The sequence below is a fragment of the Pectobacterium sp. PL64 genome (genome assembly GCF_022477975.1).
Taxonomy (GTDB): Bacteria; Pseudomonadota; Gammaproteobacteria; order Enterobacterales; family Enterobacteriaceae; genus Pectobacterium; species Pectobacterium jejuense.
On record NZ_CP092070.1, the window covers coordinates 2,972,314 to 2,996,650 of the forward strand.

19 protein-coding genes and 1 pseudogene are annotated in these 24,337 nt (G+C 52.8%); 9 read left to right on the forward strand and 11 right to left on the reverse strand.

What is annotated here, in order from left to right:
• Positions 1-8 precede the first annotated feature (8 nt).
• From arnD to HP572_RS13440, 5 genes and pseudogenes are all read right to left on the reverse strand, one after another.
• Positions 9-904: pseudogene (gene arnD, locus HP572_RS13420) on the reverse strand (4-deoxy-4-formamido-L-arabinose-phosphoundecaprenol deformylase).
• Entirely contained in the window at positions 901-2,934 is a 2,034-nt protein-coding gene (gene arnA / locus HP572_RS13425; RefSeq protein WP_240583478.1) for a bifunctional UDP-4-amino-4-deoxy-L-arabinose formyltransferase/UDP-glucuronic acid oxidase ArnA, read from the reverse strand. The pseudogene arnD and the gene arnA overlap by 4 nt, the downstream one beginning before the upstream one ends.
• Complete coding sequence (gene arnC, locus HP572_RS13430) at positions 2,931-3,914, reverse strand: undecaprenyl-phosphate 4-deoxy-4-formamido-L-arabinose transferase (RefSeq protein ID WP_039503106.1); 984 nt, start codon at positions 3,912-3,914, stop codon at positions 2,931-2,933. The genes arnA and arnC overlap by 4 nt, the downstream gene beginning before the upstream one ends.
• Positions 3,907-5,055, reverse strand: coding sequence for a UDP-4-amino-4-deoxy-L-arabinose aminotransferase (gene arnB / locus HP572_RS13435; protein WP_240583479.1), 1,149 nt, complete (start codon positions 5,053-5,055; stop codon positions 3,907-3,909). Before arnB ends, arnC begins: the two co-directional genes overlap by 8 nt.
• Before the next feature lie 219 nt (positions 5,056-5,274).
• Positions 5,275-6,441, reverse strand: coding sequence for a nucleotide sugar dehydrogenase (locus HP572_RS13440; RefSeq protein ID WP_240583480.1), 1,167 nt, complete (start codon positions 6,439-6,441; stop codon positions 5,275-5,277).
• Positions 6,442-6,993: 552 nt separating this feature from the next.
• Between HP572_RS13440 and HP572_RS13445 the strand changes: the two genes are divergently transcribed.
• The 3 genes from HP572_RS13445 to ybcJ all read left to right on the forward strand — a co-directional run bounded on the left by HP572_RS13445 (position 6,994) and on the right by ybcJ (position 9,896).
• Complete coding sequence (locus HP572_RS13445) at positions 6,994-8,541, forward strand: sensor domain-containing diguanylate cyclase (RefSeq protein WP_240583481.1); 1,548 nt, start codon at positions 6,994-6,996, stop codon at positions 8,539-8,541.
• Between the two features lie 242 nt (positions 8,542-8,783).
• Positions 8,784-9,647 carry a bifunctional methylenetetrahydrofolate dehydrogenase/methenyltetrahydrofolate cyclohydrolase FolD gene (gene folD, locus HP572_RS13450; protein WP_180788364.1) on the forward strand — a complete coding sequence of 288 codons (864 nt, stop codon included), beginning with the start codon at positions 8,784-8,786 and terminating at the stop codon, positions 9,645-9,647.
• A 36-nt stretch (positions 9,648-9,683) separates the two neighbouring features.
• Complete coding sequence (ybcJ, locus tag HP572_RS13455; RefSeq protein ID WP_205550059.1) at positions 9,684-9,896, forward strand: ribosome-associated protein YbcJ; 213 nt, start codon at positions 9,684-9,686, stop codon at positions 9,894-9,896.
• A gap of 91 nt (positions 9,897-9,987) precedes the next feature.
• Here ybcJ and cysS read toward each other — a convergent pair whose 3' ends face one another.
• A complete protein-coding gene (gene cysS / locus HP572_RS13460; RefSeq protein ID WP_240583482.1) occupies positions 9,988-11,373 on the reverse strand; it encodes a cysteine--tRNA ligase in 1,386 nt (461 codons plus the stop codon).
• A gap of 270 nt (positions 11,374-11,643) precedes the next feature.
• A complete protein-coding gene (locus tag HP572_RS13465; RefSeq protein ID WP_040044144.1) occupies positions 11,644-12,075 on the reverse strand; it encodes a DoxX family protein in 432 nt (143 codons plus the stop codon).
• 421 nt (positions 12,076-12,496) lie between these two features.
• Here HP572_RS13465 and ppiB point away from each other — a divergent pair, with 421 nt between their 5' ends.
• The 6 genes from ppiB (at position 12,497) to HP572_RS13495 (ending at position 18,848) form a co-directional block, all read left to right on the forward strand.
• Positions 12,497-12,991, forward strand: coding sequence for a peptidylprolyl isomerase B (ppiB, locus tag HP572_RS13470; RefSeq protein ID WP_010280320.1), 495 nt, complete (start codon positions 12,497-12,499; stop codon positions 12,989-12,991).
• A 10-nt stretch (positions 12,992-13,001) separates the two neighbouring features.
• Positions 13,002-13,724, forward strand: a complete 723-nt coding sequence (gene lpxH, locus HP572_RS13475) for a UDP-2,3-diacylglucosamine diphosphatase (RefSeq protein ID WP_240583483.1) — start codon at positions 13,002-13,004, stop codon at positions 13,722-13,724.
• 178 nt (positions 13,725-13,902) lie between these two features.
• The gene (gene purE, locus HP572_RS13480; protein WP_014916138.1) at positions 13,903-14,412 is read left to right on the forward strand and encodes a 5-(carboxyamino)imidazole ribonucleotide mutase; all 510 of its coding nucleotides are present in this window, start codon (positions 13,903-13,905) and stop codon (positions 14,410-14,412) included.
• Complete coding sequence (purK, locus tag HP572_RS13485; RefSeq protein ID WP_240583484.1) at positions 14,409-15,479, forward strand: 5-(carboxyamino)imidazole ribonucleotide synthase; 1,071 nt, start codon at positions 14,409-14,411, stop codon at positions 15,477-15,479. The genes purE and purK overlap by 4 nt, the downstream gene beginning before the upstream one ends.
• 517 nt (positions 15,480-15,996) lie before the next feature.
• Positions 15,997-17,286 (forward strand): HAAAP family serine/threonine permease, encoded by a 1,290-nt coding sequence (locus HP572_RS13490; RefSeq protein WP_240583485.1) that lies wholly within the window; start codon positions 15,997-15,999, stop codon positions 17,284-17,286.
• A gap of 194 nt (positions 17,287-17,480) precedes the next feature.
• Complete coding sequence (locus tag HP572_RS13495; RefSeq protein WP_205550070.1) at positions 17,481-18,848, forward strand: L-serine ammonia-lyase; 1,368 nt, start codon at positions 17,481-17,483, stop codon at positions 18,846-18,848.
• Positions 18,849-18,962: 114 nt separating this feature from the next.
• Here the strand turns inward: HP572_RS13495 and HP572_RS13500 are convergent, their stop codons facing one another.
• From HP572_RS13500 to HP572_RS13515, 4 genes are all read right to left on the reverse strand, one after another.
• Positions 18,963-19,400: a helix-turn-helix domain-containing protein gene (locus HP572_RS13500; protein ID WP_010280336.1), complete on the reverse strand. Its 438-nt coding sequence runs from the start codon at positions 19,398-19,400 to the stop codon at positions 18,963-18,965.
• Positions 19,401-19,531: 131 nt separating this feature from the next.
• Positions 19,532-20,347: a phosphate ABC transporter ATP-binding protein PstB gene (gene pstB / locus HP572_RS13505; protein ID WP_039507944.1), complete on the reverse strand. Its 816-nt coding sequence runs from the start codon at positions 20,345-20,347 to the stop codon at positions 19,532-19,534.
• Positions 20,348-20,362: 15 nt separating this feature from the next.
• The gene (gene pstA / locus HP572_RS13510; protein WP_205550072.1) at positions 20,363-22,009 is read right to left on the reverse strand and encodes a phosphate ABC transporter permease PstA; all 1,647 of its coding nucleotides are present in this window, start codon (positions 22,007-22,009) and stop codon (positions 20,363-20,365) included.
• Positions 22,006-24,174, reverse strand: coding sequence for an ABC transporter permease subunit (locus HP572_RS13515; protein WP_240583486.1), 2,169 nt, complete (start codon positions 24,172-24,174; stop codon positions 22,006-22,008). Before HP572_RS13515 ends, pstA begins: the two co-directional genes overlap by 4 nt.
• Positions 24,175-24,337: the final 163 nt, after the last annotated feature.

Genomic DNA, 24,337 nt, shown 5'->3' on the forward strand with positions numbered 1-24,337 from the left:
TGCTTTATTTATTCTTCCGTTTGCACACCAAGCCAGCCTTCCCGCCCGGGAAACGGCGCGCGTTCAATCCGCCCGACGGGCAGCGTGGCGGGGTCATCAGGCAGTAATGCGGAAAGCGGACAAAATTCGATGTGCTGCTGGCGGGCACGAAGCAGCATCTGACGGAACTGCGCCAGCTTCGCGCCACCTTCAACTTCCGCATGGATGGTGTAGACCGGCACGCCGCGATCCTGCTGGAACGCCTCAAGAATAAAGTCGTTAAATTCACCGTCGCTCACGCGCTCGCCGATGACTTCATCGTAGGTCGGCAAGGTGACCGGGATCTGCACGGTGCCCAACTCACCATTTTCCAGGCGCGGTCGGAAAGGTCGAGTGCCGCGGCAGTCGCTGTTATAGTCCAGATTCCAGCGCTGCTTCATCTCAACAACGCGCGAATCAGCTCGCCAGCCCGCCACGGCGGAACAGCGCACTGGCGATGGCAGTATCGACGTCAGCGCGTCCATTCCTTCACGGAACTGCGCGGCTAATTGCACATCCGACCAGCGGGCGACATTCGCCTGCCAGCCGTGATGATCCCAGGCATGTAGCCCGACTTCATGGCCTGCGTCGTGCGTCTGGCGGATTAGCGAGCCAAACCGCGCACCGATATGACGCCCCGGCCACGCCGTACCGGCCAGCAAGATATCCCAGCCGTAGAGCGAGGCCGCGTTGGAGCGCAGCATCTTCCATAAGAAACGTGGACGCAGCAGACGCCACAGGTGACGCCCCATGTTGTCCGGTCCGACGGGCTAAAAAAGAAGCTCGCCTGAATATCGAACTCTGCCAGCGCATTCAGCAGCGCGGGCACGCCGTCCCGCGTACCGCGCCAGGTATCGACATCTATCCGCAGGCCAACACGCGTCATCCCTGCGCATCCTTGGCGTCAGCAGTGTGCTGGGGGTCAACGGTACGCAGAAAATAGTCCAGCGTTTCCGCGACGGTTTGATCCATCTTCACCGTCGGTTCCCATGCCAGCAGGCGTTTGGCGTTGCGAATGCTCGGCGTGCGGTGCTCGACATCCTGATAGCCTTTGCCGTAATAGCTGCTGCTTTCCACGTCAATAAACCCGGCGAACGGCGGGAAACGGTCACGCAGCGGGTGCGCATTAAAGCTGGTCAGCAGCATTTCACCCAGTTCGCGGATACTGGCTTCATTATGCGGATTACCGATGTTGATGATCTGCCCGTCACACTGACCGTTGCGGTTTTCAATAATGCGGAACAGCGCTTCAATGCCGTCATGAATGTCGGTAAAGCAACGCTTCTGCGCCCCGCCATCCACCAGCTTGATCGGCGATCCTTCCACCAAATTGAGGATCAGTTGGGTAATCGCACGGGAGCTACCGATACGTGCCGCGTCTAGCGTATCCAGACGCGGCCCCATCCAGTTAAACGGACGGAACAGCGTAAAGCGCAGGCCACTTTTCGCACCGTACGCCCAGATCACCCGATCCAGCAGTTGCTTGGACACGGAGTAGATCCAGCGCTGCTTGTTGATCGGCCCGACAATCAGGCGTGAGGTATCTTCATCAAACTCTTTGTCATCACACATGCCGTACACTTCCGAGGTGGACGGGAAGACAATGCGTTTGTTGTAGCGCACGCAGTCGCGCACGATTTTCAGGTTTTCTTCAAAATCCAGCTCAAACACACGCAGCGGGTTACGGGTGTATTCGATAGGCGTGGCAATCGCCACCAGCGGCAGAATGACATCGCATTTCTTGATGTGGTATTCGATCCATTCGTTATGAATGCTGATATCGCCTTCCACAAAATGGAAACGCGGATCGCCAAGAAAACGGGCGATGGCATCCGAGCTGATATCCAGCCCGTAGATCTCATAGCGATCGTCGCGCAGCAGGCGTTCGGTCAGGTGGTTACCGATAAAACCATTCACGCCGAGGATCAGAACGCGCGTGCGGCGTCGTTGCACACGGCTGGCGAGGTTACCCAGTTTCGCCTGTGGCACCATCCCCATTTCCGCCGCCAGTCGGCTGCCCGACATATACAGTCCGGCTTCACTCTGTCCGCTGACGATCTCAAGCGCGTCTTCACCACAGGACACCACCAGCGGCGACGTCGAGAGAATCGCGCCCGGTTCATGCTTCACACCATTGGCTTTCACATCACTGTTTTGAATGCGATTAATCTTCACTACACGAGCACGCCAGACGATCACTTTGCGCTCACCGAGGAACGTAAACGCGCCCGGATACGGTTCCGTCACCGCGCGGATCAGATTGTTAATCTCACGGGCGCTTTTTTGCCAATCTATCAGCCCGTCAGCCGCCGTGCGACGTCCGAAGTAACTGGCCTGGCTGTCATCCTGCGGCGTCAGCGTAATCTCACGCGAGCGGATCAGCGGTAGCTGCTGCGCCAGTAGAGCGGCCGCGGCGGTACGACACTTGCCATGCAGCGTCAGCGCAGTATCTTCCTCATCAATCGCCACCACAGATTGCGCGACGATATCGCCGGCATCGGCGCGAGACACCATCTTGTGCAACGTCACGCCCGTCTGCGTTTCACCGTTCACCAGCACCCAATTCACCGGCGCCCGTCCCCGATAGCGCGGCAGCAGTGAACCGTGCAGATTAAATGCGCCAAACGATGGCAGTTGGAGAATGTCATCGCTTAATAGCGTGCGGTAATAGAAGGAAAAAATAACATCCGGTGCCAGTTCCCGAATGCGGTTCACCCAGAGCGGATGGTTAACGTCTTCCGGCGCAAACACCGGCACATCCATCTCGGCAGCCGCTTTCGCCACGGAGCCATAGAAGTGGTTCTCGCCCGGCGCATCGCTGTGCGTGAACACCGCCTGAATCTCATAGCCCGCGAGCTTTAACGCCTCGAGGCCGACACAGCCGATATCATGGTAGGCAAATACGATCGCTTTCATTCTTCTTCATCCCGTAAAGTGGTAGCCAGTGGCGTTGCTGCACTCACTGTTTTTTGCACAAAATAGCGTGGCCGGGCACGGACATCGGTATAGATACGGCCGATGTATTCCCCTAAGAGCCCCATCCCGACGAACTGCGCGCCGATAAACATGAACAGCACGGCGAACAGCGTGAACACGCCTTCTGCAGCCCATTCCGCACCGAAGAACAGACGCAGGCCGATCAACAGCAGCGCCAGCAGGAAGCCCGACAGCGCAACGACGCTGCCAATCAGGCTGAGTATGCGCAGTGGCGTCGTCGTCAGGCAGGTCAGCAGGTCGTACATCAGGTTAATCAGCTTCAGAAAGCTGTATTTGGACGTGCCAAATTCGCGTTCGGCGTGCAGCACATCGATCTCGATGGTTTTCCGGGCAAACGTGTTGGCAAGAATAGGAATAAAGGTGCTGCGTTCGTGACAGCGCAGCATCGCACTGACAATATGGCGACGATACGCGCGCAGCATGCAGCCGTAATCCGCCATCGATTTCCCGGTTGAACGCCGGATCATCATGTTGATGGTTTTCGAGGCCAGCTTGCGAAACAGCGAATCCTTCCGGTTTGCCCGCACAGTGCCGACCACGTCATACCCCTGCGCGGCGTACTCCACCAGCCGTGGAATTTCTTCCGGCGGGTTCTGCAAATCGGCATCCAGCGTGATAATCACATCGCCCACCGCCTGCTGGAATCCAGCCATGATAGCCGAGTGCTGGCCATAGTTGCGATTCAACAGCACGGCGATAATGTGCTTTTCCGGGTCGCTCGCCGCTTCGGTCAGGAGATCCGCCGAACGATCGCTGCTGCCGTCATCAACCAGAATAATTTCCCAGGGTTTACCGATCTTCTGACAGGCCGCCAGCGTGCGTTCGATCAGCACCGGCAAACTCTCTTCTTCGTTATAAACGGGGATCACAACGGAAACATTTTTGATGTCATCAATCACGAACAGACTCCAGAATCGAGGTTAGCGCCGCGACGACGCGATCAACATCACTGTCCTGCATATCGGGGAACAGCGGCAGCGTCATCAGCGACGCCGAATTCCATTCCGTTGCCGGCAGGTGCAAGTGGGGATAGCGCTCACGGTAATATTTCTGTGTATGCACCGCTCTGAAATGCAGCCCGGTGCCAATGCCGTGCGCCTGCAACGCCGCCATCAAATCATCGCGTGAAATGCCGCACTGTGTTTCATCCACGCGCACCATAAACAGATGCCAGGCATGCAGATGGGGATAATCAGGCACAGCTAGCGGCTGGAGCGGCAATGAGCGCAGCTGGGTGAGATAACGCGCAGCAAGCTGCTGACGGCGGGCGTTGATCGCCGGGAGTTTATCCAACTGAACCAGCGCAATGGCTGCATTGATATCTGCCAGATTGTATTTAAATCCCGGCGTCACCACTTCAGCCTGCGGCTTGCGCCCCTGCAACTGCCGGTCGAACGCATCCACGCCTAGCCCGTGAAACTTCAGGCTGCGTATGCGCTCAGCAAGCGCGTCGTCGTCCGTTACCACCATGCCACCTTCCGCACAGGTGATGTTTTTAATCGCGTGAAACGAGAAAATGGCGGTTCCGCGCGCGCCGATCCATTCATCACGATATTGCGTACCGACGGCGTGCGCCGCATCCTCAATCAGCGGGATGCCGTAGCGCTCGCTGAGTGCGCGCAGCGCCGTCAAATCTGCCGGAGCGCCAGCATAGTGCACGGGAATAATCGCTTTGGTCTTCGGTGTGATAGCCGCCTCAATATCCTGCGGTCGCACCATCAGCGTATGCCGATCCACGTCGACCATCACCGGTTCCGCGCCCAATAGCGTGATGACATTGACGGTTGAAACCCAGGTCTGGGACGGCGTGATCACTTCGTCGCCGGGGCCAATACCGAGCGCCATCAGCGTGACGTGCATGCCGCCCGTCGCCGAACTGACTGCAATCGCCTGTCGGCACCCGATTCGCTGGCAAAACGCCTGCTCTAATTGCTGACATTTCGGCCCCGTGGTTATCCAGCCGGATCGTAATACTTCCGCCACGGCAGCAATTTCTTCTTCACCCATGTTCGGGCGGGAAAAAGGCAAAAAATCCGTCATAACGTATTCCCCAAATAAATAATGGCGAGAAATCATCATTCCGCAGTCTAAATAACGAAGCCTTAAGCCAACCTTAATTTATTGCGATAATCATAAAACCACAGATAAACAGCACGACATGAAACAACGAAAAAAGACATAATTAATTACAATGCAAAAATGAACTTTCCGCGAATAACCGAATAACAAAATGTCGCTTTATTGATTTACAGCAAGAAATCAATCTTCGCCAAATAAGTCTCGTGTATAGACTTTGCCCATCACATCTTTTAATTCATCGGAATAACGATTGGTAATAATAATGTCACACTGTTGTTTGAAACTGTCGAGTTGATGAATGATAGGAAAATCTAAAAAATCATCATCATCAATCCCAGGTTCATAAATTACCACCTTGATTCCTTTCGCTTTTATCCTTTTCATAATCCCCTGAATGGAAGAAAAGCGAAAATTATCCGATCCCGCTTTCATGATGAGGCGGTGGACACCGACGGTTTTCGGATGGCGACGGATAATCGTGTCGGCAATGAAGTCTTTCCGCGTATGGTTAGCGTCCACGATAGCCTTGATCAGGTTATTCGGCACGGTACGATAATTCGCCAAAAGCTGCCGGGTATCCTTCGGTAAACAGTAGCCGCCATAGCCGAACGACGGATTATTGTAGTAATCGCCAATACGCGGATCGAGACATACGCCTTCAATAATCTGCCGGGTATTCAGCCCCAGCGATTCGGCATAGCTGTCCAACTCGTTAAAGTAGGCCACACGCATCGCCAGAAAGGTATTTGCAAACAATTTTATCGCTTCAGCTTCGGTTGGGTCGGTAAACAACACGCGAATATCTTTTTTTAATGCGCATTTCATCAATAGGTTAGCGAAGAAGCGTGCCCTTTCCGACCGCTCGCCCACCACAATCCGCGACGGGTAAAGATTGTCGTGTAGCGCCTTTCCCTCACGTAAAAACTCGGGCGAAAAAATGACGTTATCCGTATCCAACTGCTGGCTGATTTTCTCGGTGAAGCCAACGGGCACCGTCGATTTAATCACCATAATGGCCTGCGGATTAATCGCCAGCACGTCGCGAATGACTGCCTCTACCGACGACGTGTTGAAATAGTTGGTTTGCGGATCGTAATCCGTCGGCGTAGCGATAATCACGAACTGCGCATCGGTATACGCCTCATGCTTATCCAGCGTCGCAGAAAAATTCAGCGTTTCATGTTGTAAAAAACGCTCAATCTCGGCGTCATTAATCGGCGATTTTCTTTGATTCAACAGCGCCACTTTTTCAGCCACAATATCCAACGCCACAACCTGATGCTGTTGCGCTAATAATAATCCATTCGATAAACCGACATATCCCGTTCCGCTAATCGCTATTTTCATGAAGGGCTCTTTATTTCATTACTGGCTAAACAAACCTATTTCGCCGCAGTATCTTTCTTCTGTTTTCATCTGAATAGAGGGGTAACATGTCAATTTATTTCTTGTTCCTCTCCCGCGATGCATCGCTACCATTCACAAATACACTGTTACTTTATCCGTCGATAACGTCAGAAGCACAGCATCCTTATCATTAACAATTCCAGTTAAACGCCAATTAAACATAGCGTATTTAATGATAAATAAAGATCTTCTTACACCTTGTGACTTTTTTAAATCATTAGCGTGAAAACAAATTTTCATGAATTTATGTAACACGACGTCATTTATCTTAGATGATATTGGCGAATAAACATGATGATACCGGTTTATTTTCAATTTTTTATCAAGGCTACATGGAGATAGTGTGTAGAGGCGTTACTTTATTATCAAAACGACTTAGGATTCGATAATAACCGACAAAAAACATAAGAAAGTCTCATCAATAACGGCGCAAATGGCGAGAGCGTCTACACTTATCATCAGTCATCTCTCTGGCTAAGGATGGGAAGGACAATGAAGGCCAGCACGCACGACAGAGCCAACCAGTATCAAATGCCGCTCCAAAAATTGATGATTGTTTTTATGCTATTCATCATCACCACAGTAGTGGCGCTGAACGGATGGGCTGTCTTCAATTCTCACCAACAGCTTATCGATTCCACAGAGCGAAACGCCAAAAATCTGTCGCTGTCGCTAGCCCGCCATGCCGAAGATACGTTTTTACAAGTCGATATATTGTTGCAGGATTTACAAGAGCGCATCGAACAGGATGGCCAATCCCCCACACAATTGAATCGTCTGGGCGATATTCTAAAAAGCCGTAAAGCAGCGCTGCCGCAGCTGCATGGCCTCTTCATTTACGATGACAAAGGCGAATGGCTGGTGAACTCAGGAATATCAAAACCAGCCAATGCCAATAACGCCGACCGAGAGTATTTCAAGTATCACCAGAACAACGTCAGCCAGACCATGCATATCGGCAGCGTGATTCAGAGCCGCTCTACGGGCGATCTGATCATTCCCGTTTCCATGCGTATCAATAAGCCAGACGGCAGTTTTAACGGCGTGCTGCTCGCCACACTCTCGCTGAGCTACTTCAAACAGTATTATGGCTACTACTCGCTGGGGAACATGGATGTGCTCGCCATCCTGCTTTCCGATGGACGGATCCTGTATGGTCGACCTTACGACGATTCATACGTTAACCGGAATGTATCCAGCGGCCCGCTCTTTTCAGAGCATCTGAAACAGTCCGAAAGTGGCACGGCAACCTTTGTCTCCACACTCGATCACATCGAACGTATTTATGGTTACACCAAATTGAAACGCTACCCCATCGTCATCGCAGCAGGTTACGATCTTGGGCTAGTGCTCGAAAAATGGAGAGCAGACAGTCTGGTCTACGGCGCCATTACCTTAATTCTGCTGTTCACGATTATCCTACTCGGTCTGATCGTGCTGAGACAGATTCGTATGAATTTGAAAAATCAGATCGATTTAACCATCGTGCGTGATGAACTCACGTCGGTTAACCACACGCTACAAACGCTGGCGCTGTTCGATGGCTTGACGGGCTTAGCCAACCGCCGCCAGTTCGATATTTTCCTGCAACAAACCCTATTGCAGGCTGCGGAGAAGCAGCAGTGTATCGCGCTGATCATGATCGATGTCGACGCCTTCAAGAAATATAACGACCACTATGGGCATGTGGCAGGCGATGAGTGTCTGCGCAAGATCGGTAACCTCCTGAGCAATATGCTGCGACGTAACGAGGATTTGGTCGCCCGCTATGGCGGTGAGGAGTTTGCTATCATCATCACGGAGACAGATAAACAAAGCGCTGCCGCGCTGGCTCAGCGTGCGCTGGATTTAGTACGCGAAGAAAAGATCCCGCATGAAACCACGCTATTCCCGGAAAAAATCGTCACCATTAGCGCCGGTGTCTACGTGTTCCGCGCCGATAACCCACCACCAGCGGCGTCATCCGTTATCGATATCGCCGATGCTGCACTGTATCGCGCCAAAAATGGCGGCAAAAACCGTATAGAGGTGAATGAATAGCAAGAATAATTGGGACATATACCCTAAATAATTCGAGTTTCAGGCAGGCGGCAAGCGAGGGAATCCCGATGAGCTTACTCAAGTAAGTGATTCGGGTGAGTGAACGCAGCCAACGCACATGCAACTTGAAGTATGACGGGTATAGAAACAATTAATGTTGATGCAAGACCTGACAGCACGCGCAGCTTCTGACAAAATAGCGGCCACCTCCCCCTATTTCAAATTGATGGGTCTCTTCTCAGATGGCAGCAAAGATTATTGATGGTAAAACGATTGCGCAGCAGGTCAAAGACGAAGTTGCCGCACGAGTCACGCAGCGTTTAGCAGAAGGAAAACGCGCACCGGGTCTGGCTGTGGTGCTGGTCGGCGAAAATCCGGCGTCACAGATTTATGTCGCCAGCAAGCGCAAGGTGTGTGAAGAAGTCGGCTTTATTTCCCGCTCTTATGATTTGCCCATCACCACAACGGAATCTGAGCTTTTGGCGCTTATCGACCAGCTCAACGCCGACCAGACGATTGACGGTATTCTGGTTCAGCTTCCGCTACCGGAAGGCATCGATAACACCAAGGTGATTGAACGCATCGCGCCAAGTAAAGATGTGGATGGCTTCCACCCTTACAACGTGGGTCGCCTGTGTCAGCGCGCGCCAATGCTACGCGCCTGTACGCCACGCGGCATCATCACGCTGCTGGAACGTTATAATATCGACACCTTCGGGCTGAATGCCGTTGTCGTCGGCGCGTCTAATATCGTTGGCCGCCCGATGAGTCTGGAACTGCTGTTGGCAGGCTGTACGACTACCGTCACGCACCGTTTCACCAAAAATCTTCGCCACCATGTTGAAAACGCCGATCTGCTGGTTGTCGCCGTGGGTAAACCGGGCTTCATTCCTGGCGAATGGATTAAACCGGGCGCGATTGTGCTGGACGTGGGTATCAACCGTCTGGAAAGCGGCAAAGTGGTTGGCGATGTGGAATTTGAAACCGCGCAGGAAAAAGCGTCTTATATCAGCCCCGTACCGGGCGGCGTCGGCCCAATGACCGTTGCCACACTGATTCAAAACACGCTACAGGCGTGCGAAGAGTATCATGACCACGCCGAATAATTGGCGATAAGGTCAAACACCGATAAGCAGGAATTTATGGCAACCTTTAATCTTGAAAAGCATCCGCACGTTGAACTGTGCGATCTCTTGAAACTGCTGGGCTGGAGTGAAAGTGGCGCAGCAGCCAAACTGTCTATCGCCGCAGGCGAGGTGACCGTTGACGGCCAGACGGAAACGCGCAAGCGCTGCAAAATCGTTGCCGGGCAAACCGTTCAGTTCAATGGCGAGACGGTCAAAGTGACCGAGTAACCCTCACGGCGTCGATGATGGCGAAAAAAAGCCCGCAATTTCATTTTTGCGGGCTTTTTATTTACTGAAAGCGTATTACAGGAAGAAAGCGTTACTTACGGCGCCAGATCGTTCCCTGCGGGCCATCTTCCAACACGATCCCCATTTCATTCAAGCGATCGCGAGCCTGATCCGCCAGCGCCCAGTCTTTCGCCGCACGCGCATCTTTACGCTGTTGGATTAACGCTTCGATTTCTTTCACTTCCTCGTCATCCACCTGCGCGCCATTTTGCAGGAACTGCTCCGGATCCTGCTCCAGCAGGCCAAGCACGCCGGACAGTTTACGCAGTGCCGATGCCAGTTGGTTCGCCGCGTGTACATCTTCCGTTTTCAGGCGGTTAACTTCACGCGCCATATCAAACAATACCGAATAGGCTTCCGGCGTGTTGAAATCGTCGTCCATCGCTTCGCGGAAACGGGCTTCAAACTCGTCACCGCCGTGCGCTGCAATGCTAGCATCCGTTCCTCGCAGCGCCGTATACAGACGATCCAGCGCCGCACGCGCCTGTTTCAGGTTGTCTTCGCTGTAGTTCAACTGGCTACGGTAGTGTCCTGACATCAGGAAGTAACGCACGGTTTCCGGATCGTAATACGCCAGCACGTCGCGAACGGTAAAGAAATTGTTGAGCGACTTTGACATCTTCTCGCGGTCAACCATCACCATACCGGAGTGCATCCAGTAATTCACATACGAGCCGTCGTGCGCACAGCTGGACTGCGCGATCTCGTTTTCGTGGTGCGGGAACATCAAATCTGAACCACCGCCGTGGATATCAAAATGCGTGCCCAGCTGTTTGCAGTTCATGGCAGAACATTCGATATGCCAGCCAGGACGCCCTTCTCCCCACGGAGAGGACCAGTGTGGTTCACCCGGCTTGGACATTTTCCACAGCACGAAGTCCATCGGGTTACGCTTCACTTCGGTAATTTCAACGCGCGCACCAGCCTGCAACTGCTCCAGATCCTGACGAGACAGCACGCCGTAGCCCGGCGCAGTATCAACGGAGAACATCACATCACCATTACTTGCAACATAGGCGTGGCGACGGGTAATCAGCGTTTCCACCATTTCGATGATGTCGGCAATATGGTGCGTCGCACGCGGCTCGGCATCCGGACGCAGAATATTCAACGCATCAAAATCGGCGTGCATCTCTGCGATCATGCGGGTCGTCAGCTGGTCGCTGGTTTCCCCATTCTCGATCGCACGTTTAATAATTTTGTCGTCAATATCGGTGACATTACGCACATATTTCAGTGAATATCCCAGATACCGCAAGTAGCGCGCCACCACATCAAACGCCACGAAAGTACGCCCGTGACCGATATGACACAGGTCATAAACGGTGATGCCACACACATACATTCCCACCTGACCGGCGTGGATGGGTTTAAATTCCTCTTTTTGGCGACTCAGCGTATTAAAAATCTTTAGCATCAGGGCGTTCCAGTGTTTTTATAAAAAAATGGTTTTCACAAAAAAATGGTTTCAAAGAAATGGTTTTCACAGCCGCGGTTAGCGTCAGTAACATCAATGCATTCAGGGTTGACACCCAACGGCGTATTGAAACCTGAACCCTACTGTATTGCAAGGTTAATAAGAAGAGGGAATCGGCGAGAAAGGATAAAAATGAAATGGCCCGGAAAATCCGGGCCATTTCAGATCATTGGCGGTGACTGACAAAAGCAATCCGCCGACAAAAAACCATTAACGCCAGCGCGGATTGGACATCACAGAGTATTTTCCGCTGCCGAGCAGGGCAATTGCGATGCCCGCAAAGAAGAACACCGCTGTGCCTTCAACACCCCAGGCACCGGTTTTGGCCAGCGTGACGAAACCAGCAGGGTGAACCAGTAACGTCGCCACCACCATCGTGAAAGAGAAGATCAGCGCAGAAGGACGTGTAAGAATCCCGAGAATCATCAGAATCGGGGTGATGACTTCTCCGACATAGACACCGTAACCAACAAAAGCAGGGAGCCCTGCCGAGGTCAGCATGCCTTCAATGGCACCGATTCCACCGTGTACCTTATGCCAGCCATGAAACAGCATCAAAACGCTGAAAGATACGCGCAAAAACAGTTTGCCAAAATCCGGTTTGTCTAATAAACGATTAACACTATCCAGAATACCCAGCATAGTTCACCTATCTCTTTAGAGTTATTTATGAAGAATAAGAATTACTCTCAGATTAATCTGGGTCGTAAAAAAAGAACACGTTGATTACGCAAAACATTGATCTGGGGCAACAAAAATCTCATTCAAATTAATTAACTATAACTTTAAATTTTAATCAGTTTATTTGTTTTTAAAAGTCCCTATTGCCTGATGAACACCTTATTGCGCACTATTCTTAAGCACACATATTATTTGTCGCCTACCAAAATCAGAGTAGTAAACCTTTTTATACGATTTTCTCATCCATCCGACCGCCAACAGCGGGGCGGTAAGCGCGAAGTACTGACTCAATCGACCAGTTATGCTATAACAGCGCTCTTGTTGTTCACCGCCTTTTGTGAACAGCACTCTTAATCACTAAGGCTATCTAGGGTTCATTATTATGATTACGCTTCATACCAACCATGGCGATATCGTTATTAATACGTTTGCAGACAAGGCGCCGGTTACCGTAGAAAACTTCCTGAACTACTGTCGCAGCGGTTTTTATGACAACACGATTTTTCACCGCGTGATTAATGGTTTCATGATCCAGGGCGGCGGCTTCGCTCCCGGCATGGATCAGAAAGAAACCAATGCGACAATCAAAAATGAAGCCAACAACGGCCTGAAAAATACCCGTGGCACGCTGGCGATGGCGCGTACCAACGATCCGCACTCTGCAACTGCCCAGTTCTTTATCAACCTCGTTGATAACGATTTCCTGAACTTCCGTTCAGAGCGTGCCGATGGTTGGGGCTACTGCGTATTCGCTGAAGTCACCGAAGGCATGGACGTCGTTGATAAAATCAAAGGCGTGGCTACTGGCCGCAGCGGCATGCACCAGGACGTACCGAAAGAAGACGTGGTGATTACCCACGTAACGGTCAGCGAATAATCCGACCTGCATGGCAACGCTGTTTATTGCCGATCTGCATTTAAGTGTTCATGAACCGGCGATTACCGCCGGTTTTCTGCGTTTTTTACGCCATGACGCGATTCATGCCGATGCGCTATACATACTTGGCGACCTGTTCGACGCCTGGATTGGTGACGACGATCCCCAGCCGCTGCATGCGACTGTCGCGGCGGAACTGTATGCCTTACATCAGCGCGGCATTCCCTGCTATTTCGTACACGGTAACCGTGATTTCCTGATCGGTAAGCGTTTCGCCAAACAAAGCGGAATGATGCTGCTGCCGACGGAAACGGTGCTCAACCTCTACGGTCAGAAGATCCTCATTCTGCATGGCGATACCCTGTGCACTGACGATCAGCATTACCAGCAATTCCGCCGTCGGGTACACAACCCGTTCATTCAGCGACTCTTCCTGCTATTACCGCTGTCATTACGGATGAAAATTGCGGCGAAGATGCGGGCAACCAGCCAGCACGAAAACCAGAAAAAGTCGCAGCAGATTATGGATGTCAATCACGACGCTGTGCTTGAACGCTTACGGCATTATCAGGTGAAGACGATGATCCACGGCCACACGCACCGCCCGGCTATTCATCAGGTCGATCTCGGCGAATCTTCGGGTCGTCGTGCCGTTCTGGGTGCCTGGCATGAGGAAGGGTCGATGATTAAGGTCACACCACAAAATATCGAACTGATTTCCTTCCCATTTTAATGCGTTTCCTGACATTGACTTAACGGACTCTCACCTTATTCCCCCCGCATTTCCGCATACGCAACCGTTTTCCTCGCCATAATGGCGTGATATGCTCTACGCCCTCAACGCCAGACCCTCCCTGTCTGGCCGACGCGAACGCGTCACGAACACGTACAATCACAGGAGCGTTACAGGCATGTCATCCAACGTTGCCCCGGCTAAAATTGCCATCGTCATGGGTTCAAAGAGTGACTGGGCCACCATGCAGTTTGCTGCGGAAATCCTCACCACGCTGAACATTCCTTTTCATACCGAAGTCGTTTCCGCACACCGGACGCCGGATAAGCTGTTCAGCTTTGCTGAGCAAGCGGCACAAAACGGTTTTGATGTGATTATCGCGGGCGCAGGCGGCGCAGCACACCTGCCGGGTATGCTGGCAGCGAAAACGCTGGTTCCCGTGCTTGGCGTGCCGGTACAAAGCTCAACGCTGAGCGGTGTAGACAGCCTGTATTCCATCGTCCAAATGCCTCGCGGTATTCCGGTCGGCACGTTGGCCATTGGCAAAGCGGGCGCAGCGAATGCGGCTCTGCTGGCCGCACAAATTCTCGCCCTACATGACAATGGCATCGCCACCCGACTGGCAGACTGGCGTCAGGCGCAAACCGATGATGTGCTCTCTCATCCCGATCCGCGGGAGGAGGCATGAAACCGGTCTGCGTATTAGGCAATGGTCAGTTGGGCAGAATGCTGCGTCAGGCTGGTGAACCGCTAGGTATTGCGGTTTACCCAGTAGGACTTGATGCAGAGCCAGAGTCGGTTCCGTTTCATAACAGTGTCATTACCGCCGAGATCGAACGCTGGCCGGAAACCGCCCTCACCCGCGAGTTGGCCGAGCACACGGCGTTTGCAAACCGCGATATTTTCCCGCGTCTGGCCGATCGTCTGACGCAAAAGCAGCTGCTGGATTCGCTGAGTCTGGCCACAGCTCCGTGGCAACTGCTGGCTAGCGCCGATGAATGGCCACACGTCTTCGCCTCATTGGGTGAATTAGCGATCGTTAAACGTCGCGTCGGCGGTTACGACGGTCGTGGACAGTGGCGCTTGCGCGATGGCGAACAGCACACGCTGCCCGCTGACTGCTACGGCGAATGCATCGTTGAGCAAGGCATTAACTTTTCTGGCGAAGTTTCGCTGGTGGGTGCCCGCAATACGCACGGCAAATGTGTGTTCTACCCGCTCACTCATAACCTGCATCAGGACGGCATTCTGCGCACCAGCGTGGCTTTCCCTCAACCCGACTCGCAGTTGCAGCAGCAGGCCGAACAGATGCTGTCCGCAATCATGAATGCGCTGGGTTATGTGGGCGTGATGGCGATGGAATGCTTTATCGTCGGCGACCATCTGCTTATTAACGAGCTGGCTCCACGCGTACACAATAGCGGACACTGGACGCAAAATGGTGCGTCAATCAGCCAGTTTGAGCTGCATCTGCGCGCCATTCTGGATCTGCCGCTGCCGGTACCGGTTGTCGAAACGCCGTCGGTGATGGTCAACCTGATCGGCACTGACGTGAATATCGGCTGGCTGGCGCTGCCGCTGGTACATCTGCACTGGTATGAGAAAGAGGTTCGTCCCGGCCGCAAAGTTGGACACCTCAATCTACCGTCGTCGGACACCGCACAGTTGCAACGCACGTTGCAATCGCTGGCGCCTCTATTACCAGAGGAATACCACAGCGGTCTGGCGTGGGCAGAGGAAAAACTCACTGCCTGACAGATCGGTGACCGTTACCCAGCAGGTTGCAATCTGCTGGGTAACGGTCATCTGATGCGATGTAACAGCAGAAACCGCACCCTCGAGATGTCTTCAAAAGAGAAAAATCATCATTACGCGTGACATCAGCAAAATTGCGTTTATTATTTCATCGGCCTTTTATTTTATTTATTGTTCATTTTTCATCACTCGACAATTAAATAAAGTATCAATAACGAGCCGTTAAAAATATTTAAAATAAAGTATCAAGTTTGATATTTTAATTTGCGCGGAAATTTATTAAAATATTTCCCGTCAATTCATTTCTGTGATCGCCTCAATATTATTCGCTGACCACCACGATATAGAATGCCGCCACAAAACAGTATTGACCTACTGACATAATTAGCAACATGTCTCGTTCGTTTTTTAGACTCCGTAACGGCAACTTGCCGATACTGTAATTTTTATAATCCACATCATGTGGCAATACTCTTGTAACAGGGTATTAATATGTTCACCGAGGAGAGATCAGTATATGAGCACCATTCAAGATAGCGGCCAGGTGTTAGAACAGGCTTCAGGATGGCGTAAAAGCGATACCGTCTGGATGCTGGGCCTCTACGGCACGGCCATCGGCGCTGGCGTGTTATTCTTACCTATCAATGCCGGTATTGGTGGGTTAATTCCGTTAATTATCATGGCACTGATTGCCTTCCCGATGACATATTATTCTCACCGTGCTTTATGCCGCTTTGTATTATCCGGCAAGAAAGGTGGTGAAGATATTACCGAAGTCGTTGAAGAACATTTCGGCGTTGGTGCAGGTAAATTAATCACTTTGCTTTATTTTTTCGCTATTTATCCGATCCTATTAGTTTATAGCGTCGCCATCACCAATACGGTAGATAGCTTTATTACTCACCAATTACATTTGCCTTCTCCGCCCCGTGCGCTGCTGTCATTAATATTGATCCTTGGATTAATGTTTATTGTCCGCTTCGGTGAAGCGATGATCGTGAAGGCAATGAGTATTCTGGTTTACCCGTTTGTTGCCGTGCTGATGTTGCTGGCGCTTTATTTAATTCCAAACTGGAATACCTCTGTTTTTGAAAACATGTCTTTGAGTTCCAGCGTCACGGGCAACGGTCTGTTGGCGACATTATGGCTGGCTATTCCGGTGATGGTTTTCTCCTTCAACCACTCGCCAATCATCTCCTCTTTCGCCGTTGCCAAACGTAAAGAATATGGCGATGACGCCGAGCAAAAATGCTCACGCATTCTGTCTTACAGCCACATCATGATGGTGCTGACCGTGATGTTCTTCGTCTTCAGCTGTGTACTGAGCCTTTCTCCGGCTGAGCTGATGGAAGCGAAAGCACAGAACATTTCTATTCTGTCCTATCTGGCGAACCACTTTAACAACCCGGTCATCGGCTATCTGGCACCGGTTATTGCCACCATCGCGATCTCTAAATCGTTCCTGGGTCACTATCTGGGTGCGGGCGAAGGTTTTAACGGCATGATCGTGAAATCCCTGCGCAGCAGAGGCAAAACCATCTCCAACACCAAATTGAACCGCATCACTGCGCTGTTCATGCTGATCACGACCTGGATTGTTGCGACGCTGAACCCAAGCATTCTGGGCATGATCGAAACGTTGGGCGGCCCGATTATCGCGTGCCTGCTGTTCCTGATGCCGATGTACGCCATCCAGAAAGTCCCAGCGATGAAGAAATACAGCGGCCATATCAGCAACGTCTTTGTCACCCTGATGGGACTGATCGCTATTTCCGCCATTGTTTACAGCCTGCGCGATCTGCTGTAAGCCCCCCTACCCTAATTTAACGCCGGCACGTTATTTTCTAGCCATACCCTAAATAATTCGAGTTGTAGGAAGGCGGCAACCACACGAATCCCCAGGAGCTTACATAAGTAAGTGACTGGGGTGAGTGAGGGAAGCCAACGCACATACGGCTTGAAGTATGACGGGTATGCGGCGTTTTTTTCAAGGAAATCGCTATGGTCAGCGTATTTGATATCTTCAAAATCGGTATCGGCCCATCCAGTTCTCATACTGTCGGCCCAATGAAAGCGGGTAAAATGTTCACTGACGATCTGGTGAACCGCGCGCTTATCTCATCGGTGACGCGTATTGTCGTTGATATTTACGGCTCACTTTCCCTGACGGGGAAAGGGCACCATACCGATATCGCTATCATTATGGGACTCGCAGGTAACCTACCGGATAGCGTAAATATCGATAGCATTCCGGCATTTATTCAACAGGTGAAAGACACTCAGCGCCTGCCGATGCTCAACGGTCAGTATGAGGTCAGCTTCCCGCTGGAGTCCTCCCTGCGTTTCCAGCCGGAAAACCTGCCGCTGCATGAAAACGGCATGACCATTCGCGCCTATAACCAGCAAGAGTTGGTCTATAGCAAAACCTATTACTCCATCGGGGGCGGATTCGTCGTCGATCAGGAAAACTTCGGCAAACCCAATCTGGCTGAGGAAAGTGCGCCCTACCCGTTCTTTTCTGCCCAGAAGCTGCTGCAACACTGTCACGATCACTGCCTGTCTTTATCCGCCATCGTCCTGAAAAACGAGATTGCGATGCATGGTCGGGAAGCGCTTGAGCACTATTTTGCCGACGTATGGAAAACTATGCAGGACTGCATGCACCGCGGCATGAATACGGAAGGCGTGTTGCCCGGCCCCTTGCGCGTTCCGCGTCGGGCATCGGCGCTGCATCGCCTGCTGTTCATCAACGATCGTTTTTCTAACGACCCGATGGACGCGATGGACTGGGTGAACATGTTTGCGATGGCCGTGTCGGAAGAAAATGCGGCGGGCGGACGCGTCGTCACCGCACCGACTAACGGCGCATGCGGCATTATTCCTGCCGTGCTGGCTTATTACGATCGCTACGTTCAACCGGTCACCCCGGAATCTTACCTGCGTTACTTCCTGGCATCCGGCGCTATCGGCATGCTCTACAAAATGAACGCCTCTATTTCTGGTGCGGAAGTGGGCTGTCAGGGAGAAGTCGGCGTAGCCTGTTCGATGGCGGCAGCCGGTCTGGCTGAGCTACTCGGCGCGAATCCTGAGCAGGTATGCATCGCGGCGGAAATCGGCATGGAGCATAATCTGGGGCTGACATGCGACCCGGTTGCGGGTCAGGTTCAGGTGCCGTGCATCGAACGCAACGCCATCGCCTCAGTGAAGGCGATCAACGCCGCCAGAATGGCAATGCGCCGCACCAGCGAGCCACGCGTATCGCTGGATAAGGTCGTTGAAACCATGTACGAAACCGGCAAAGACATGAACGCCAAGTACCGTGAAACGTCTCGCGGCGGTTTGGCCATTAAAGTTGTGCTGTGCGAATAATATCCCTAGGGGATCGTGGAGAAGGATAAACTTGCTTTGTCGCGTTAAATTTCTGGCAGATTAACGCGACAATCAGGGTTCATACATAAGGGTTAATGCATTTGCATTAGCCCTTTATTTTTTATCGCTTTCAGGCAGCGACCAGACAATGTTGTTTTCAGCCGCCGCGATATACCAATCTACCGTGCTGTTAGCGGGTTTCTTGATATTTTCATGCTTGGTGAGTGCTTTGGCAGGAAAGGTCGCGGCTTTCTTTCTGATACGCAGCGGCGTCTGTTTTTTCTCGCCGCTGATCTGCGCATGGAAGGATTCCACTTCGGCATCGAAGAGCACGCCTTCAATTTGATGCAGACGATTTAATCCGCGCAGAATGGAGAGCAGGCTGCTGAGCGTAATGGATTCGCCCATTTCCGCACGCTTTATCGTTGCGATTCCCAGTCCCGCCCGCTCGGCAAGATCGACCTGCGAGAGACGCTGCTGAATTCTGGAGTCTTTTATTCTCCGGCACAGCTCGGTAATAATTTCGCCTTCGTTCATGGTACTGAATTTCATCTTACCCGCCACTTGCCAGAGTCAAAAAATTTGCGCGCATTTTATCATCAATTTTTCAAATGGCACGGACAATTGATGAACGGTATCCATAATTTTTTTAGGTCATTTAAACGTGGCAGTTTGATGAAATTTCACCCAAAGCGTCCGGTGATATAATCCTCAGTACGGCGCTGCGTCGGAGAGGTAAACAGATCGTCCGTACGGTTGTACTCGATCAGTTTTCCCTGATTGATAAACGCGGTGTAATCCGACACGCGCGCGGCCTGCTGCATGTTGTGTGTCACCAGCACCAGCGTGAAATGCTGCTTTAGCGTTCCCATCAGTTCCTCGACAACCAACGTCGAAATCGGATCGAGTGCGGAGGTCGGTTCGTCCAGCAACAACACTTCCGGCTCAATGGCGATTGCACGGGCGATCACCAAACGCTGCTGCTGCCCGCTGGATAGCGTTAGCGCGTTATCGCTCAGACGATCCTTTACCTCATGCCAAAGCGCCGCTGCACGCAGCGCACGCTCAACGGCATCATCCAAAAAGCGTCGGTCGCGTAGCCCCTGCAATCTCAAGCCATAAATCACGTTTTCATAGATCGACTTGGGAAACGGATTCGGTCGTTGAAAAACCATCCCCACCCGACGGCGCAACGTGGCAACATCCAACTGCGGGTCGTTGACAGGCATACCGTTCAACCGGATATCACCCTCGGTGCGGCAGTCATCCACCAGATCGTTCATGCGATTAAAGCAGCGTAACAGCGTGGATTTACCACAGCCCGACGGCCCAATCAGCGCCGTCACCTGATTCTTCGGAATGCGAATCGAAATATCGTTCAGTGCCTGCTTGTCGCCATAGTAAAGATTCAGATGTTCCACGGTTAACGTCGTCTGCTCATCACTCAGTTGATGAACATCAGGCAGCGGTGCCATCTCCTTTTGTGTCATAAATCCCATAACTTCATCCTACTTTCAGAGTGATAACGAACGATATTTCTCACGCAGAACATGGCGAATCCCAATCGCGGCAAGATTCAACCCAACAACAATCAACACCAGCAGCAGTGCGGTGATGTACACCAGCGGTCTTGCCGCTTCGACGTCCGGGCTTTGGAACGCCAGATCGTAAATTTGAAATCCCAAATGCATAAATTTTCGCTCAAGATGCAAATAAGGGAAAATGTCATCAACCGGTAACACCGGCACCGACTTCACCACGCCGACCAACATCAGCGGCGCGGTTTCCCCTGCCGCACGCGCCACGGCGAGGATCAAGCCCGTCATCATCGCGGGAACCGCCATCGGCAACACAACGTGCCACAGCGTTTCGGCCTTGGTAGCGCCCAACGCCAGTGAGCCGTGGCGCACAGACATCGGAATGCGCGACAGCCCTTCTTCCGTCGCCACAATCACCACAGGCAGCGTCAGCAGAGCCAGCGTCAGCGATGCCCACAGCAGCCCCGGCGTACCAAACGTCGGATTCGGCAGTGCTTCAGAATAGAACAGCTGATCCAACGTGCCACCGATGAGATAAACAAAAAAGCCTAACCCGAACACGCCGTACACAATGGAAGGCACCCCAGCCAGATTGACCACGGCAATTCGCACCCAGCGCGTTAAGCTGTTTTTCCCCGCGTATTCATGCAGATAAACTGCGGCGATCACCCCCAATGGCATCACCACGATGGACATCAGCACTACCATCAGCACGGTGCCAAAAATGGCGGGGAAAAGGTGGCCCGCGCTGTTGCTGTCCGGCGAGTAGTGCACCAGCATGTATTTCGCCTGATTGCCCCAGTGGCTGACTTTTTCCCACAGGCTCATCGCGTTAGGGTACCAGGCCTGTTCAATGTCTCTGAGCGGAATAAGATGGACGCTGCCGTTCGCGTCCCGCAATTGCACGGTATCGCGATTAATGTCCAGATTGAGTGAGGTTAGCTGGCGCGACAGCTCATCAAAGCGGCGTTGCAGTTCAATGCGTTCAGCCTGAAGGCGGGCTAACGCCTGATTGTCCAGCGTCTTAGCCTGCTGCCGCTTTTTCTCTTCCAGCCGCAGCGTCTCAAATTGCTGGTTGATCTTCGCCATCTCACCCATACGGATGGCCTGCGTCTTCGCAAGCAATCCCTGCACCTGCTCGACGCGATGCTGTAAGGTGGCGGGGAGATCCGTTGCCACCAGCGGCTGCTCGCCCTCCAGCATGCCAGCCAGATAACCATAAGCTGTGCCATTGTTCGTCCGCTTCAACACCAAAATGTCGGCAGGTTTATCAAAGCGGACAATGTCGCGCGACAGCAGCGTGCGAAAGCTCTGCCCATGAATTTCGCGCTGGCCAATTTTGATCAAATAGCGTGTTTCATCATCCTCAGACGAAGAGGACAAACCAGCCTGTTCCAGCTGCTGGCGCGAAAGCGTCTGCTCGGCATAAATTTCCCCTATCAGTGCACGCTGCGCACCCTGCTCCGGCTGTAGCGTCAGCAGCCAGACAGGCTGCGGCCACAGGTAGCCCATGCCCTGCCCGGCCAGCAGCACGATAATTGCCAGCATCGCCAGCAGGCTAATGGAAATTGACGATGCGGTCAGCCACACCCAGGGCCTTCCCGAACGGAACCAGCGCTTCACGCGTTTTCTCCTTCATCACGGTAGCGTTGGCGTAAGCGCTGCCGGATAGTTTCAGCCAGCGTATTCACGATGAACGTGAAAACAAACAGCGTTAATGCCGTTAAGAACAGCACCCGATAGTGACCACTGTTCGTCACCGCTTCCGGCATTTCAATAGCGATATTCGCCGCCAGCGAACGCAGGCCCTGAAGCAGACCTTCATCCATAATCGGTGTGTTGCCCGTCGCCATGAGCACAATCATGGTTTCCCCCACGGCGCGGCCAAAACTCAGCATCAGTGCGGCGAAAATCCCAGCGCTGGCGGACGGCAGCACGACGCGCCACAAGGTTTGCCAGGCCGTCGCACCCAGAGCCAGCGATCCCTGACTTAAACGAGCCGGTACGCTAAACAAGGCATCCTCTGCCAGCGAAAAAATCAGCGGGATCAGCGCGAAGCCAAGAGCAACGCCCGCCACCAGCGTGTTGCGTTGCACAAAATCATCACCCAGCCACTGGTACAGCGGCTGCCCCAGCACCCAGATCTCCATCCGCGGCGCAAGCCAACAGCCGACCACAAATGTCAGCAAGATCGTGGGAATGAGGAATAGCACGTCCCAGCCAGCAGGGAAACGGACGCGCCAGCGCGCCGGCAGGCATTCAATCAGCCAGCCGCAGCCGAGCACGGCCAGCATCCATAAAATCGGCATGACCAGAATCGCGGACAGATAGGTCGCAAAATGCGGGGCCAGCCAGATGGCCGCAATCAGGCCGACGACCACCGTAGGCAGCGCGCCCATGATTTCCAGCGTGGGTTTAATCCAGCGTCGCAACGTCGGCGACATAAAGCAGGCGGTATAGATCGCGGCGGACAGCGCCAGCGGCGTAGCAAACAGCATCGCGTAAATCGCGGCCTTCATCGTGCCCAGCATCAGCGGCATCATGCTGAATTTAGCCTGATAGCTGTCATCCGCAGACGTGGATTGCCAAATATAGGCAGGCTCCGGATAGTTCTCGTACCACAGCTTTTGCCACAGCCCGCGCCAGCCAATATCGGGATATGGGTTATCAACCCGATAGCGATGCCAGCCCTGCGCCGTTTCAACCAGCAAAGCTGAACCGCGCGGCGAAAACGCCAGCGTTTGTGCATGAGCCGGTAGCGTCTGCGTCAGCAACGCATGCGACTGCTTGCTGGCAAACAGCGACAGCTCACCCTGTGTGCTCAATGTGGCAAAGACTCGCCGCTGCGCCTCTGTTGCCAACAACACCGATTCGCCCGCAACGTGCGGAAACTGACGAATCTCTGTCAGCGTCGCGCCCTTTTCGCCCGGAACGTCAAACCATTGGCTAATCCGCCCGTCAGCAGACTGCACCAGCAGCGATCGTCCACCGGACAGCAGCGCCAGATGCAGCGGTTCCGCCAACTGTAACTGTCGCTCTTCCCGCAGCGTCAGCGCGTTCGCCCCCACCTGCCACAGCGTTAATGTCTTACCGCTGAGCAAATACACCTGCTGCCCGTCTGGTGTCAGCAGCAGTTGGCTAATCGTACCCGCCGGAAGCGTAATCTGTGCCCGTTGCCGCACACCGTTTTTATCAACGTCGGCAATAATCAACGCATTTTCCTGCCCGATCGCTGCCACAACAACATGCTTTTCCCCCACTGCCGCTACTGCCAGATAACGCAGCGGCTGCGCAGGCAATCCAAGCGAGTACGCCTGCTCACCCAGCGGATAATCCCAGATGGGAGAACGGTTTTCCGTACGCGATAACACAGGCTGCACGAAAACCAAACGGCCATCAGGCTGACTCAGGGCATAAACCTGTCGCTCCCCCTGACTCTGCGCCAGTAAACTCAGCGCAGGAACTAGTTGAATACGCGACATGGGCTGATTTTCTGCAAACGGGATAAACTCGCCGTAGCCCTGACTGTCGATGCGAAACCCGATCTGCCCGTTGTCGCTAAGCCCCAGCGCCAGCGACGGTTCCGCACCCTGGCGTGGCACCGTTTTTTGGCCATTAACGGTGGGAGAAAGGAACAGTGGCGTCACCACATACAGTAGATAGAAGAAGATTAACAACAGCATAGCCAGCACCAGCAGCCCACTGCCCGCAACAATGCGGTGAACCAAGCGGTCGATCCACGCTCGCCGACGATCCCGATACTGTGATGTATTGCCTGTGTTTACCATTATTCTCGCCGTTAGAGTGAAGCCGCCAGAGTCGTGTTGCTAACGTATTGCGGGTAGCATATGTTGCCTTTACGCCCATAATATGACAATGGTAAGTCTGTCTATGAATTAGATTTTATCGTCATCAACACGCCATAATGTTGTTGTACCCTATCCCCACAGA